The sequence below is a fragment of the Deltaproteobacteria bacterium genome (assembly GCA_016875225.1).
GTDB lineage: Bacteria > Myxococcota_A > UBA9160 > SZUA-336 > SZUA-336 > VGRW01.
Map to the genome: position 1 here is coordinate 1 of VGRW01000086.1, position 14,203 is coordinate 14,203.

12 protein-coding genes are annotated in these 14,203 nt (G+C 70.0%); 7 read left to right on the forward strand and 5 right to left on the reverse strand.

The window, feature by feature from the left end; all coding sequences use genetic code 11:
* Positions 1-25: 25 nt before the first annotated feature.
* A complete protein-coding gene (locus FJ108_15605; protein ID MBM4337309.1) occupies positions 26-1,252 on the reverse strand; it encodes an IS256 family transposase in 1,227 nt (408 codons plus the stop codon).
* 22 nt (positions 1,253-1,274) lie between these two features.
* Here FJ108_15605 and FJ108_15610 point away from each other — a divergent pair, with 22 nt between their 5' ends.
* Entirely contained in the window at positions 1,275-1,952 is a 678-nt protein-coding gene (locus tag FJ108_15610) for a DUF2075 domain-containing protein (GenBank protein MBM4337310.1), read from the forward strand.
* 14 nt (positions 1,953-1,966) lie between these two features.
* On the opposite strand, the gene FJ108_15615 is transcribed toward FJ108_15610, so the two are convergent.
* From FJ108_15615 to FJ108_15630, 4 genes are read right to left on the reverse strand one after another with little or no spacing between them, the layout of a single operon-like run.
* Positions 1,967-2,869, reverse strand: coding sequence for a sulfite exporter TauE/SafE family protein (locus tag FJ108_15615; GenBank protein MBM4337311.1), 903 nt, complete (start codon positions 2,867-2,869; stop codon positions 1,967-1,969).
* Positions 2,870-2,881: 12 nt separating this feature from the next.
* Positions 2,882-3,451, reverse strand: a complete 570-nt coding sequence (locus FJ108_15620) for a rhodanese-like domain-containing protein (GenBank protein MBM4337312.1) — start codon at positions 3,449-3,451, stop codon at positions 2,882-2,884.
* A gap of 26 nt (positions 3,452-3,477) precedes the next feature.
* A complete protein-coding gene (locus FJ108_15625) occupies positions 3,478-5,088 on the reverse strand; it encodes a methyltransferase (GenBank protein MBM4337313.1) in 1,611 nt (536 codons plus the stop codon).
* A gap of 53 nt (positions 5,089-5,141) precedes the next feature.
* Positions 5,142-6,797, reverse strand: a complete 1,656-nt coding sequence (locus FJ108_15630) for a hypothetical protein (GenBank protein ID MBM4337314.1) — start codon at positions 6,795-6,797, stop codon at positions 5,142-5,144.
* Positions 6,798-7,286: 489 nt separating this feature from the next.
* Here FJ108_15630 and FJ108_15635 point away from each other — a divergent pair, with 489 nt between their 5' ends.
* The 6 genes from FJ108_15635 to FJ108_15660 all read left to right on the forward strand — a co-directional run bounded on the left by FJ108_15635 (position 7,287) and on the right by FJ108_15660 (position 14,130).
* Positions 7,287-8,048 (forward strand): hypothetical protein, encoded by a 762-nt coding sequence (locus FJ108_15635; protein MBM4337315.1) that lies wholly within the window; start codon positions 7,287-7,289, stop codon positions 8,046-8,048.
* Positions 8,049-8,050: 2 nt separating this feature from the next.
* Complete coding sequence (locus tag FJ108_15640; protein MBM4337316.1) at positions 8,051-8,353, forward strand: hypothetical protein; 303 nt, start codon at positions 8,051-8,053, stop codon at positions 8,351-8,353.
* A 66-nt stretch (positions 8,354-8,419) separates the two neighbouring features.
* Positions 8,420-9,238, forward strand: a complete 819-nt coding sequence (locus FJ108_15645; GenBank protein MBM4337317.1) for a PEP-CTERM sorting domain-containing protein — start codon at positions 8,420-8,422, stop codon at positions 9,236-9,238.
* Between the two features lie 44 nt (positions 9,239-9,282).
* On the forward strand, positions 9,283-10,530 hold the full coding sequence (locus FJ108_15650; protein MBM4337318.1) for an MFS transporter: 1,248 nt from the start codon (positions 9,283-9,285) through the stop codon (positions 10,528-10,530).
* A gap of 54 nt (positions 10,531-10,584) precedes the next feature.
* Entirely contained in the window at positions 10,585-12,357 is a 1,773-nt protein-coding gene (locus FJ108_15655) for a caspase family protein (protein ID MBM4337319.1), read from the forward strand.
* A 759-nt stretch (positions 12,358-13,116) separates the two neighbouring features.
* The gene (locus FJ108_15660) at positions 13,117-14,130 is read left to right on the forward strand and encodes a dienelactone hydrolase (GenBank protein MBM4337320.1); all 1,014 of its coding nucleotides are present in this window, start codon (positions 13,117-13,119) and stop codon (positions 14,128-14,130) included.
* Positions 14,131-14,203 lie beyond the last annotated feature (73 nt).

A 14,203-nucleotide genomic window follows, 5' to 3' on the forward strand; every position in this document is an offset into this window, starting at 1 on the left:
GGGGAGATCGGTTCATCAGACTGACTCATGCCACCGCGGCGAGTCTTTCGGGAAACAGGATTGCGAATTGAGCGAGGGCGGCCTTCCACTCGCGCGTGGGCTTGATCCAGGTGCCCATGATGTTCCGCAGCGCCAAGTACATCAACTTCGTCGCCGCCTCGTCGCTCGGGAAATGGCCGCGGTTCTTGATGATCTTGCGCAACCGCATGTTCAGGCTCTCGATCGCGTTGGTCGTGTACAGAACGCGCCGGACTTCCGCGGGGTAAGCGAAGAACGGCGTCACGCGCTCCCAGTGCCGGCGCCAGGAGGCCGAGATCACAGGGTATTTCTTGCCCCAGAGGCCCTGCTCGAACTCGACCAGTCGCTCGAGCGTGAGCTCGGCGGTTTCGGCCCGGTAGATTGCCTTGATCTCCGCCGCCACGAGCTTGCGGTCCTTCCACGTCACGTAGTCCAGGCTGTGGCGCATCAGGTGCACGATGCACGTCTGCACCTGCGCCTGCGGAAACGCGGTCGCGATCGCTTCGGGGAACCCCTTCAGGCCGTCGACCAGCGTCACGAGCACGTCTTGCACACCCCGATTGCGCAGCTCCGTCATCACCTTCAGCCAGAACTTCGCGCCCTCGCTCTGCTCGATCCAGAGCCCCAGGATGTCCTTCTGCCCGTCGCGGCCGATCCCCAGGGCGAGATAGACCGCCTTGTTCTTCACGATTCCCTCGTCGCGGATCCGGACGCGCAACGCGTCGAAGATGATCACCGGGTAGATCGGATCGAGCGGCCGGCTCTGCCAGTCGCGCACTTCCGCAAGCACTTCGTCGGTCACGCTCGAGATCAGGTCCGGCGAGACCTCGATCCCGTACAGCTCGCGCAGGTGGCCCTGGATTTCGCGCACCGTCATGCCGCGCGCGTACATCGAGATCACCTTCTCGTCGAAGCCTTCGATCCGCCGCTCGCCCTTCTTCACGAGCTGCGGCTCGAAGGTGCCCTCGCGATCCCGGGGCACCTCGATCGAGAGGGGACCCTCCTCGGTCAGCACGGTCTTCGCGCTCGCACCGTTTCTGTAATTGCTCTGCCCCTCGGGCTTCGCGTCCCCGCGGGCGTAGCCCAGGTGCACCGACAGCTCGGCGCCCAGCGCCCGCTCGATCAGCGCCTTCTTCAGCGATTGAAACATCGACTCGAACTGAGCCGGTTCCTTCGCATCCTTCAAGAGCTCATCCAAAAACTTCGGGTCGATCGATCCGTTCTGCTCGGTCATCAAAGCCTCCTTCGGCTAGCGTATGACCTCGCACACAAAAGAGCGGATAGGTCCGGCAAAGTCACGATGGACTCCAGCGCTGAGTCTGGATACCGAGATCCGCTTCCACCTGACGCCGAAGGTGCATCAGTTCGTGGCGGGATTGCTCGACGGACAATCGTCCGGAGGTCTCTCCGTACTGGCGGATGAACTGCATGCGGGTGGACATCGTTTCCTGCTCACGCGCAGCCTCGACAAGGCGCGCGAGTATCTGCGCGAACGCTACTCCGATGCTCGATTTGCGCGCTTCGGACTCGTGGCGTCCTCCAAGGACAAATGGCTGCCCCACTTCGGAGTGGACAACACGTTCCAGACCACGAAGAAGCTGAAGGTAGGGCCTTGGTACAACGCACCGCCCACCGATTCGCAGTCATGCTGCCAGCTCGAGACAGTCGCGACCGAGTTCTCGTCGCAGGGACTCGAGCTCGACTGTGCGCTGCTCGCTTGGGGATCGGACCTGCTTTGGGCGGGCGATGACTGGTCGATCGAGTTCGCGGGCAAGAACAAGCCGCCGCTCAAGGATCCGCTGACGGTCAGGAGGAACGTCTACCGAGTGCTGCTGACGCGGGGGCGCGATGGAACGGTGGTATTCGTACCGAACGATCCTCGGATGGATGCGACGTACGGCAGGCTGCTGGCGTGCGGGTTGAGAGGGCTCTAGGCGATGCGCCCCGTTCAGATCCCCGCGCCTTGCTCGAACGCGGTGTCGGCCACCGGGTTGGTGGCGGAGGTCCGGTAGACGCGGCCGGTGGCGATGCCGATCGCGAGCACTGCGAGCGCGAAGACGAGCTGCGGAACCGACGCGGGGAGCGCGGAGCGGGCGGTCGCGATCCAGGTGTCGACTTCGCGAACCAGGATGAGCGTCGCCATCGCGAGAACGAAGCCCGCGAAGGCGCGGCGCAGCGCGGCGGGATTCACGCGGTGCGCGAGGTAGGTGCCGACGAACGAGCCCGCGATCGCGCACGCGCCGACGGCCGCGACGAGCGGGTAGTCGAGCCGCACGTGGCCCGCGTAACCGGAGAAGCCGGCGAGCGTGTTCAGGACGATCACGACGAGCGAGGTTCCCACCGCGGCCGGAAGCGGTAGCCCCGCCCAGAGCGCGAGCGCGGGAACGATCAGGAAGCCTCCACCCGCGCCAACGAGCCCGGTGAACAGGCCGACGCCGAAGCCCTGCGCGAGGAGGGGCGCGAGCGAGCGCTGGCCGAGCACCGCGGCCTTCGGCACGCGCCGGCCGCGCCACATCGCGAGAGCCGTGATGATCATCATCGCCGCGAAGAGCACGAGCAGAAGCGTCCCGTCGAGGTACGCGCTCGCGCGCCCGCCCAGGTGGGCGCCCGCCATTCCGGCCGCGCCGAACGTGAGCGCGGTGCGCAGCTCGACGTTGCCGAGTCGCCAGTGCTGGATCGCGCCCGAGACGCTCGCCGCGGCGACGATCAGAAGCGAGCTGGCGATCGCCTGCTTCGGATCGAGCGCGAACACGTAGACGAGCAGCGGCACGGTGAGGATCGATCCGCCGCCGCCGAAGAAGCCGAGCGCGACGCCGATCAGAACGCTTAGCGCGATGCCGAGCGCCGCCATCGCTGCCGCCGCTCAGAGCGCCGCGAGCCAGCGCCGGAACGACGCGAGGGCGATCTCGAGGTCGGGCGGCGCGCCCTTCTCGGCGAACGAGCTCTCGACCGAGTCGAGCAGGCGCGCGAGCGAGGCGCGCGTCGGTCCACCCGCGGACGCGCCAAACGCTTCGAGCTGGCCGCGAAGGGATTCGCGCACCGCGTCCGGCGGCTGCGCGCTGACCTGTGCGACCCAGCGCGCGACGTGCTCTAGGAGCTCCGCCAGCGTCGCCGGCGCCTCGTGCTCCACCGGCAGATTGGCGCGATTCCACGCGATCATGCCGCCGGTGAGGTTGACCACGGACGTGACGCCGAGCGCCGCGAGCTGCTCGCACGCCTTGCCCGAACGCGCCCCCGAGCGGCAGATCAAGAGCAGCGGTCGGTCGCGCGGCAGCTCGCCCGCTCGCGACTCGAGCTCTGGCAGCGGTACGAGCTTCGCCTTCGCGACGCGGCCGAGCGGGCCGCGGAACTCGAAGTCGGCCCGTACGTCGATCGCGTGGAACTCGTCGCGCCGACGCGCCGCTTCAGCGGCGGAGATCTCCTGGATCGCCATGGTCGTCGTCCTCCCGGTGTTCGAGTCTACCGCGGGGGCTTCGGCGCGGTGGGCGAGTCCCAGCGTTCGAGCTGACCGCGCACGCCGCCGCAGTCGATGGGAAGCGATCGCACTAGGCGCAGTCTCAGAGACTCGGCGATCGGCGCCGTCCGGCGCGGCGCGGGCGTGATCCAGACCAGGCGTCCGCCCGGCGCGAGCTGGCGGGCCAGGTTCGGCAGCGCCTCGGCCAGCAATGCGGGCGCATCGAGCCGTACGCGGCTGCCGAGCGGAGGGTTCGTGATGACGAGATCCACCGCCCCGGCCGCATGACTTCGCGCGTCGGCGAGAGTGAGATCCGCCGCGACGCCGGCCGAATCCAGGTTTCTGCGCGCCGCCGCGAGCGCGCCCGCGTCGACGTCGCTGCCGAGAAGCAATCGACACGGCCCCCGGCGCGCACGCTCGATCAGCTCCGCGCCGGAGCCACAGAACGGATCCCAGACGCGATCCCCGGGTCGGACTTCGGCGACCCACGCCAGCGCCGCCGCGACCGTCGGGTGCGAAGCCGCGGGAACGTCGGCCACGCGCCAGGCGAAGCGCGGATCCTCGATCTTCCGGCCGACCAGCTGCAGCGCCGTGGCCTCGTCGTCGACGAGCAGCTCCCAGGTCGTCGCGGTCGGATCGTTCTCCAGCTCGGGCGCCACGGCGGCGACGTCGCGCGCGACCCGCCACACGACCGCGCGCTTGTGCCCGCGCGCGAAGCCGAGCCGCCAGCGGATCGGCCCGCGCGTCCACGCGGCGAGAAGCTCGTGCGTCCCGCCGGCGGTGATCGCGCTCGTGATCGACGCCGCGAACGAGTCGGGATCCGCGCCGCTCGGCGGCGGCAGCGGAATCTGGATCGCAGCACTCGCCCACAATCGCGATGCGAAGAGCGCAGACCACGGATCCGCGAGCCGGATCTCGACGTGTGCAGCGTCGACGGACCGCGGCGTCATGCCGATCGACGCCAGCTCCTCGGCGAGCAACGGCGCGAGCCCCGGCCGGCACGAGAGCCGAACCACGAGCGGCGCCGGTGGCGCGACGTCGGTCGCGATCGCCGACGCTTCATCGCGTCTCGCCGATCGCTCCGCCATCCGCAGCGCTCGATCGAGTCTGCGCGCCAGCTCGACGTCGTCGCCCGGCGCGAGCGACTTCAACCGCGCAACCGCATCTTCGCCGCCGACCTTGCCGAGCGCCTCCGCGAGCGCTCGCCGCTCGTCCGGCGTGACGTCGCTCGCGTCCCAGCGCGCGATCAACGCAGCCGAGGCCGCGTCGCCGCCGAGCTTGCCGAGCGCGATCGCAGCGGCGCGCCGAACGCGTGCGGCGGAATCCTTCGCTCGGGCGATCAGCAGCGCCGCGGCCTCGGCATCGCCAGCGCGCGCGAGCAGCCCCAGCACAGCGACCAGCCGCGCCCTCGCGCCCTCGTCGACGGTCTCGAGCCGCTCGGCGATCGCAGCGCGGCCCCCGTCGCGCAAGCTCGCGAGAGCTCGGGCCGCTCGAGTCGCGGCGGGATCTACGCCCGCGACGACGAGCTCGAGCAGGCCCGGCGCGTCGCGCTGTCCCGGCGTGAAGCTCCGCTTGCCGAGCTCGCTCGCGAGATCGAAGGTGGGAGACCGAGCCACGGGCGGGCAGCGTAGCCGGCGAGCGGAGCGCGTGCGAGGCTGCGCGCGCCGAGCTAGCGCCGCAATTGCAGGGCCTGCGCCAGAACGAGCGCGCAGAGCAGGATGCCGCCGAGCAGGGCGGTCCAGGCCCCTGGAATCGCGGGGATCTGTGGCGGGGCGCCACCGGCCTCGGACGCTCCGTCGATGTCGGCGCAGTCCGTGTCGAGCGGAAAATCGACGAGCGTGTCGCCGTCGTTGTCCACTCCGTCGTCGCAGACGTGCCCGCTCTCGCGCTCGGACTCGTCGGCCGCGCTCGTGCAGCCGTGATCGTCAGGGAAGTCGGCGAGGGAATCTCCGTCGTCGTCCACGCCGTCGTTGCAGGCGACCGATGGGTTCTCCTCGGAGTCGTCGGTCGAGCTCGCGCAGCCGGGGTCCGCGGGAAAGTCGGTCTGGCCGTCGCCGTCGTTGTCGACGCCGTCGTCGCAGACGAGCGTGGCTTCCTGCTCGGAGGCATCCGAGCTGATCGCGCACCCCGGGTCCGAGGGGAAGTCGATCGCCCCGTCGCCGTCGTTGTCGAGGCCGTCGTCACAGATCCGTGTCGGCTCGCGCTCGGAATCGTCGGCCGCGCTCGTGCAGCCGGCGTCGAGCGGGAAGTCCGCGATTCCGTCCGCGTCGTTGTCTGCGCCATCGTCGCAGGCGCGCGACGCGTCCCGCTCCGAGTCGTCCACGCCGGAGCTGCAGCCGAGGTCGAACGGGTAGTCCGCGACGCCGTCGCCGTCGTTGTCGAGATCGTCGTCGCAGATCCGCGTCGCATCCCGTTCCGACGCGTCCAGCGCGCTGGTGCAGCCGGCGTCGGACGGGAAGTCGGCCAGGGCATCGGCGTCGTTGTCCGCGCCGTCGTCGCAAACCAGCCCGGCTTCCCGCTCGGAGGCGTCGTTCGCGCTCGTGCAGCCCGGATCGGCCGGGAAGTCGGCCGCGCCGTCCGCGTCGTCGTCGAGCCCGTTGCTGCAGATCGTCGGGACCGGAGGGTCGAGGACGAAGCTGTCGAGATAGACCCGCGCGACCGTGCTGCCGATGTAGACGCCGGTGACGTTCTGGAACTGCGTGAACGTGAGCGTCCGATACGGGCTCGTGCCTGCGGGCACGTTCGGATTGTTGGGAGCCACGGAGCCGTCGTCGATCGGGAACTTCGCAAACTGCGCTTCGAAGGCGGAGAACGGCGTGAGCGTGGGAACCAGATCGGGAGTGATCAGCAGCTGCCCGTCGGTCGTGGCGTACGACCAGGGCAGCCCGTTCGGAAACGACTCCTCCCAGACGCGCTCCCCGAGGCGGTAGCGCAGCGACGAGAGCTTGAACGGACGGTTGTCCTCGAACCGGATGTGGATGCCTTGAAAGTCGGCATTCCAGGCGTGCGTGAAGATGGTGTTGCCGCTCTGCCCGATTCGCACCGGACCCGACGTGGCAATGTGGGTGTGACCGAGCTGGAAGAAGCCGCCCGGGGTCGCGGCATTCGCGATCCAGACCCCGGACACGCGCACGTCCCCCTCGATCCAGTCGTACGGGCCGTGAAGCTGCCCGCCCGGGAACGTGATGTTCGGGTCGTAGAACCCGGTGTCGAAGGTGACCGTGGCCAGCTCCGCGAGCGCGCCCGTCGCCGCGAGCGAGAGCACCGCGAACGCGAACGCGAAGGCGATCCGCGGGCAGATCCTCGCGATCGGGTGCATGAACACGGGGGCACTCCAGCAGAAGTCAGCGTGAGTCGGGGACGTCGGAGTCGGTGCAGGGGTTATCGGTACACCCCATCAGGGGCTGTTGATTCCGGTGCGCCGCGGCTCGTAGCGGCCATGCGGGCGTGGAACGGATCTGTTCGAGGCGACGCAGACGAATCGCGCGATTCGCCATCTGAGATCCGACTCCGTAAAAGACGAGATCGTCTCGAAGCCGATCCACGCCGCGACGCGCGCGCGCTCGGGCTCGGCGCGATCCTGACCGCGTTACATCTCCTGGCCGAACGCCCGATTCGCGAGCTGCTCGTGATTCCCGACCCCGAGAGGGTCGTCGCGATGACTCCGGCCGGCTGGCCCGCAAGGCCGTTCGGACCGGTGAAGCGCAAGCCGATCGAGCAGGTCATTCACTGCCGGAGGTGGTCAACCGGCGTTAATGAGTGGCCGGTTGCGGCCGATAGCGTCTCCGCGAACAGATCACTGGGAGCGTTGCACTTGGCCGAACTCAGTCTCGTGTGTCTTGCGCTGTACGCCGTGACGAGTCTCGTCGTCGGAACGCGGCTGATCGCGCGCTCCTGGCGCTCGCGCGGCATGCCGGAGTTCCTGATCGGCTGCACGTACGCCGTGGCGTCTGGAAGCGGCTATCCGCTGAGCGTGGTCGCTCCCTACCTTTCGGGGCGCTCGGCGACGCTCGTGGCGATGATCGTCGCGCAGGTTCTGATCGTCCTGGGCTGCAGCGCCTTCGCGTTCTTCAACGCCAAAGTGTTCCGGCCCGGCGCCTCGTGGTCGGTGCCGGTGGCCGCGCTCGGCTCGCTGGTCTTCGCGGGAAGCGGCCTCGGCGTGATCGCCGCGTTCCTCTCCGCCCCCGAGGGAGCGCTCGCCGCCGAGAGTGCGCGCACCGCGACGGCGGTGTTCCTGTTCGCCCTGGTCGCCTGCCAGGCGTGGACGGCGCTGGAAGGCCTGCGCCACTACCGAATGATGAAGCGGCGTCTCGCGCTCGGGCTCGCCGACGCCGTGGTCACGAACCGCTTCCTGCTCTGGGGAATCTCTGGCGCGATCTCGGTGACATGGAACGGTGTCGTGATCTCCGCGCTCCTCGCGGGCGCGAACGTGAGCGCGAGCCCGGTTCCCGTGTTCGCGGTCTCGTTCGGCGGCCTGCTGAGCGCCGTCTGCCTGGTGCTGACGTTCATGCCGCCCGCCGCATACGTGCGCTGGCTCGAGCGCGAGCACAGCGCGCGCGCGCTCGCGGCGGTGTAGCGATGGCCGGGTCTCCCGCCTTCGAAGCCGCCTGCAGCGCGCTCGAGCGCTCGACCAAGCTCGACCGCTGGGCCGCGCGCGGCACGCTGCAGCTCTCGCTCATGGACGCGGGCCTCGAGACCGGAAGCGTGAGCGCCGCGCAGCTCCGCGTCGTGATCGGCGCCGTGCTCCCGCGCCAGCTGAAGTCGGCCGGGGTCGGAGACACCGGCGCGGTCTGCACGCAGCTCGAGCAGGCGCTCGCCAACGTCGACGAGCGCGGCACCGCCGAGGGCGCCGACGCGGTCTTCTCGCGCCTGGGGCGCTAGCGGACCCTCTCCGCGCGAAAAAGCCCTGTACGGCGCGGCGTTGGTGTGGTCTTCTGCACCCTGGTCATGGCCCTGCGGTGCGTCCGGACCGGGCCGCCGGCAGGGCTGGGAGGGGAATCTCGAATGGCGTCCAGGGCTTGCGCGCGAAGCGCTCTTCTCGCCCTCGTCGGACTCTTCGGACTCGGAATCTCGTTTGCGGCGACGGCCGGCCCGATTCTCGACTGCGGCTCCGGCGGGGCGAATTGCTCGATCGGAATCTCGATCGACGGAGTCCAGGTCGGGCAGGGAAGCTACGACATCGACTCGACCACGGGCGCGATCTCGCTCTCCGGTCCGAGCGGCGGAGCGCTGGGCGATTCGAACGCCGTCGTGAACTCCGTTTACGGCAACGCGGACCCGATCCTCGGCTTCGGCATCGGCGCGTCGACCGGGGCGCTCGGCAACGCGTTCTCGATCACGATGACGCTGCCGATCGCGATCACCGGGCAGATCATCGCCAACTCGTCGATCAACTACAGCCTGACGGCGCTCTCCGGCGCGGGCGCGCAGATCAGCCCGCTGTTCGGAAACGTGTTGATCGCGCGGGAGGTCGACACGAGCATCGGCGGGCTGTCCCCGCTGAACAAGGGCGTCGACGCGGGAGGCACGTTCTTCTTCCTCGGCGGACCGGCGACCAACCCTTCGCCGGTCTACACCGCCTCGAACACCTTCACGGGCAGCCTGCAGTACGACCTGATGAGCGTGACCCTGGCGTTCAGCCTGAGCGCGAACAGCTCGGTGGACATGTCCGGCTTCGTGCAGCAGGTCGAGTCCGTGCCAGAACCCGCGGCCGTGCTTCTGCTCGCGCTCGGGTTCGGAGCGCTCGTCTGGCGGAGGCTGGTCTAGATTCCTGCCCGTCTCGCTGACGTGACGCGCCCGTCGCGCCGCGACTGAGCGGAGTTCGAGCAGTGTCCGCTCCGACCTGGCGCGAGGGGGTGGCCTTGCTGCGCGAGCCGGGCTTCGCGCGCCTCTTCGCGGCGCGCCTGATCTCTGCCGCGGGCAGCGCGATGACGCCGATCGCGCTTCCGTTCGCCGTGCTCGACGACCTGGGCGGAACGCCGAGCCAGGTCGGCGTCCTGATCGCCGCCGGCTCGCTCACCCAGGTGGCGATGCAGCTGTTCGCGGGCGCGTTTGCCGATCGGGGCTCGCGGCGGCGCCAGATGATCGGCTCCGACCTGCTCGCCGCGGGAGCGCAGGGCGCGATCGCGCTGCTGCTGCTCTCGGGGCACGCCACGTTCGGCGCGCTTCTCGCGCTGCACGCGCTGTGCGGGGTCACGTTCGCGCTGCACTTCCCGGCGGCCGTCGGGCTGGTGCCGCTCGTCGTCGCACGCAATCGGCTTCAGGCGGCGAATGCGCTGCTCTCGATCGCGCAGGCGACCGCGTTCGCGCTGGGCGCAACCGCGGCGGGAATTCTCGCGGCGACCGCGGGCGCAGGCTTCGCGGTCGCGATCGACGCGGCGAGCTTCGCCGCAAGCGCCCTGCTCGTCGCCGGAATCCGGCCGAGCGAGCAGGCGCGCTCGCAAGGCGCGAGCCTGCTGCGCGAGCTTCGCGATGGCTTTCGCGAGTTCACCGCGCACACGTGGCTGTGGACCATCGTGCTGCAGTTCACCTTCATGCTGATGGCCTGGTTCGGCGCCTGGGCCGTGCTGGGGCCGGTCGTCGCAAAGCAGTCGCTCGGTGGCGCGTCGAGCTGGGGCTGGATCGCGGGAGCGCAAGGAGTCGGGCTGATCGCCGGCGGCGCGCTGGCGCTGCGCGTCCACTTCCGCCGCCCCATGCTCGCGGCCACGCTGTTCTGCCTGCCGAGCGCGGCGGTTCCGCTGCTGCTCGCCGGGCCCGCGCCCGTCGCGGCGATCGCGGCGGCTGCGTTCGCGGCGGGGTTCGGCTTCCAGGTCTTCAGCGTGCTCTGGAACACCGCGCTGCACACGCGCGTCGCGCCCGAGGCGCTCTCCCGCGTCAGCAGCTACGACGTGCTCGGGTCGATCGCGCTCGTCCCCGTCGGCGAGGCGCTCGCGGGCATCGGCGCGGAGCGGCTGGGAACCCCGCCGACGCTGCTGCTCTGCTGCGCTGGCATCGTGCTTCCGACCCTGGCCGTGCTGATGGTTCGGGACGTGCGCGAGCTCGAAGCGACGCGCGGCTGATTCCCAAGATATTCCCAAGATCGCGCCGAGGTCGCGGGAGTACGCTCGTCTCCCATGAAGAAGCTCAAGGTCATCGGCGTTCACGGGCTCGGCGATCACCGCAACAGCACCTGGAGGGACGACTGGAAGAAGACCCTGCTCGCGGTCTTCCCCGGCCAGACCGACGTTCAGCTCGAGTTCGACTTCCTCACCTACGACCCCGTGTTCGAGAGCGTCGACCTCTCGGTCTGGGAGACGATGCAGGCGGTGTGGAAGCTCGCGCGGAGCGGCGCGTCGAACGCGCTGGGCCGACGCCGCGGAGTGTTGGGCGACGTCTCCGACCGCGTGCGCTGGACGGCGGGCTACGTCGTCGCGTGGGTCGAGGACGAGGCGTTCCAGCGCAAGACGCGCGCGCTGGTGCTCGACAGGCTCGTGGAATTCCAGCCCGACCTGATCCTCGCGCACAGCCTGGGCAGCCTGGTCACCTACGACGCGTTCGCGCACCGCGACGCCGCGCGCCCGGACGTCGCCGCGGCGCTGGCTCGTGCTCGCTACGTGACGCTCGGCTCGCAGCTCGGGAACCCGTTCGTCCTGGGGAACCTGGCCGGCGGCCGCATCGCGCCGCTGCCGGTGAAGCTCTGGCACCACCTGTACAACGAGAACGACGACGTGTTCACGGCCGAGATCCGGCTCCCCGGCGAGGCGCGCTTCCGCCAGATCGACACGCCCTTCGACATCGGCGGCGTCGCCGATCACTCCGCGGTGGAGTATCTGCGGCACCGAAACGCGATCGAGGGCGTCTGGCGGCCGGCGGCCGAGCAGCGCATCGACGTGCGCAGCTTCGGCGCGTCGCGCGCGCGCCGCGAGAGCCCGGCCGTGCTGCGCCGCCGCGGCCGCACGCGTCAGCGCGCGCTGCTGGTGGGAATCAACGAGTACCCGCGCGAGACCGACCGCCTCGAGGGCTGCGTGAACGACGTGTTCCTGATCAGCAGCGTGCTGCAGGAAGGCGGCTTCCCGCCCGAGAGCATCCGCGTCTGCCTCGACGCGCGCGCCACCGCGAAGGGCATCACCGAGCGCCTGCGCTGGCTTCTCGACGACCCGCAGCCCGGCGACCAGCGCGTCTTCTACTACAGCGGCCACGGCGCGACGATCCCCGAGTACGGCGAGAACCTGGAGCCCGACCGCAAGACCGAGACGCTCGTGCCGCACGACTTCGACTGGTCGCCCGAGCACGCGATCGTCGACGACCAGATCTACGCGCTCTACAGCCAGCTCCCCTACGGCACCCGCTTCGCCATGATCCTCGACTGCTGCCACTCCGGAGGCATGCACCGCCAGGGCGGGCCGAGGGTGCGCGGGCTCACCCCGCCCGACGACGTGCGCCACCGCGAGCTCGAGTGGAGCAGGAGCCTGGACATGTGGGTCGAGCGCGGCTGGCGGCCGCTCAATGGCAAGTTCTCGTCCGACCCGAAGGCCCGCGCCGCGTTCTTCGGCCAGGACGGCGTGTCGACCCGCCTCGGCCGCGCCTCGCTCGTGCGTTCGCGTCCGGAAGACGAGTACAAACGCGAGAAGCGCCGCATTGGCTCGGCCCGACTCGGCCCCTATTTGCCGCTGATCATCGAGGCCTGCCAGGAGAAGCAGCTCTCCTACGAGTACCGCCACGGAGTGACCAGCTACGGCGCCTTCACGTACTCGATGTGTCTGGAGCTCCGCGCGCGAAAGCGGATCAGCTTCGAGAGCCTGGTGAAAGTGACCCGCGCGCGCCTCGCGAAGCTCGAGTACGAGCAGCAGCCGCAGATCCTGGGGCCGGCCGAGGTGCGCCGCTCCCGCGTGCCGTGGAGTGAGTGAGCCCCAGGTTGGCGCGGACTCCAAAATTCCTCCCGCTTCGCATCTCGTGCGCCTAGACTTGCGGAAATGGTGGCTCTTCGACGCATCCTCCTGGTCCCCGTAGCTTCCTCGCGACGGCGGGCAGCCGCGGTGAAGCGGCCCTGATCGGAATCAGCTGGATTCCCTGGGAAGTCTCCTCAGGGACGCTGTTTCAGGTCGATCCCGACTCGGCGCAGCTGACCTCGCTGGGACTCACGGGCCTGCCGAGTCCTCGTTCGCTCGGCTCGCTTCCCGACGGCTCGCTAGTGACCACCGAGGGCCAGCGGCTCGTCATGATCGATCCGCTGGACGGATCCACGTCCGGGTTTCTCGACCTCTCGCTGTCGAGTGGCGCGAATCTGGCCGCTTCCGGCCTCGCGTACTCCGCGACCGACGGGCTGCTGCTGCTGAACTACGAAACCAGCTCGCAAGTCGGCACCGGGGCGTACCTGTACCAGATCGATCTCGCCAGCGGGGTGGCTGCGAGGGTCGGACCGGCCAGCGTCGGCATTTCGGCGGGCCTGACGTTCGGCCCGACGGGGCTTCTCTACTCGTGGCATCGCGACTTGGGCCTGGTGATCATCGACCCGGCGACCAGCGGAAGAACGCAGGTCGGCGTCGGCCCGGGGGGCGACTTCATGCAGCATCTAGCCGCGCTTCCCGACGGCTCGCTCATGGGGGTAGCGCAGGTGAGCCCGGGATCGGGCGGTCCCAGAAATCTCTTTCGCATCAGCGCGGTCGATGGCTCGCAGCAGCTCGTCGCCACGCTTGGACCGGAGGGAGAGTACTTCGCGCTGGGCGGCCTTGCGTACACGGTCCCCGAACCGTCCGGGGGCGTCCTCGTCGCACTGCTGGCGCTGCTCGCCCGCGCGGTGCGAAGCGCGGCCCCGCATCGGGTTCGATGAGGCGACGCGCGGAACGGCCCCTGGGACCGCGGCGGTGACGCAGCCGTTTCCCGGGCCCGACCTGCGCGCGCGCGATCCGCTCGACGACTTCGAGAGGCGCCAGGTGACGCTTCTCGGTGTGACCAAGCGCGTGTACGTCGCGGGCTCCGGGCCGGCCGTGATCGTGATGGCGGAGATGCCCGGCATCTACGCGCACGTCGCGCGCTTCGCGCGAATCGTCCGCGACGCCGGCTTCACGGTCTGGATGCCCGCGCTGTTCGGCACCGAGGGCGGCCCGGTCACGGTCGCGGGCGGGCTCGGCACCATGCTGCGCGCGTGCGTGAGCCGCGAGTTCCGCGCCTTCGCGGCCAACGAGTCGAGCCCGGTCACGGCGTGGCTTCGCGCGCTCGCCGCGCACGCGCACCCGGTCTCGGGCGGGAAGGGGGTGGGCGCGATCGGCATGTGCTTCACCGGGAACTTCGCGCTCTCGATGATGCTCGAGCCCGCCATGCTCGCGCCCGTGCTCTCGCAGCCGTCGCTGCCGATCCTGCAGGCCGGCGGAATGCACATCGCCCCCGACGAGCTCGCCGCAGTGAAGGCGCGGATGGAGCGCGAGGACCTGACCGTCCTCGCCTACCGCTTCGAAGGCGACCGCTTCTGCAAGGCCGAGCGCTTCGCCGCCTACCAAGCCGCGCTCGGCCCCCGTTTCGTCGCCCGCGTGCTCCCCGATGCGAGCGCGATGCCCGGCACCCCGATGAGCCCGCACAGCGTCGTGACGCTGCACCTGATCGACCGCGCCGGCGAGCCCGCCCGCGCCGCCGTCGACGAGATCCTGGCGTTCTTCGGCCAGAGGCTGCGCGGGGAGGGCTGAAGCGCCCGCGCCTCCGCGGCGCCCGGATTCACAGAGCCGACGGCCGGACTCGAACCGGCGACCTGCTGATTAC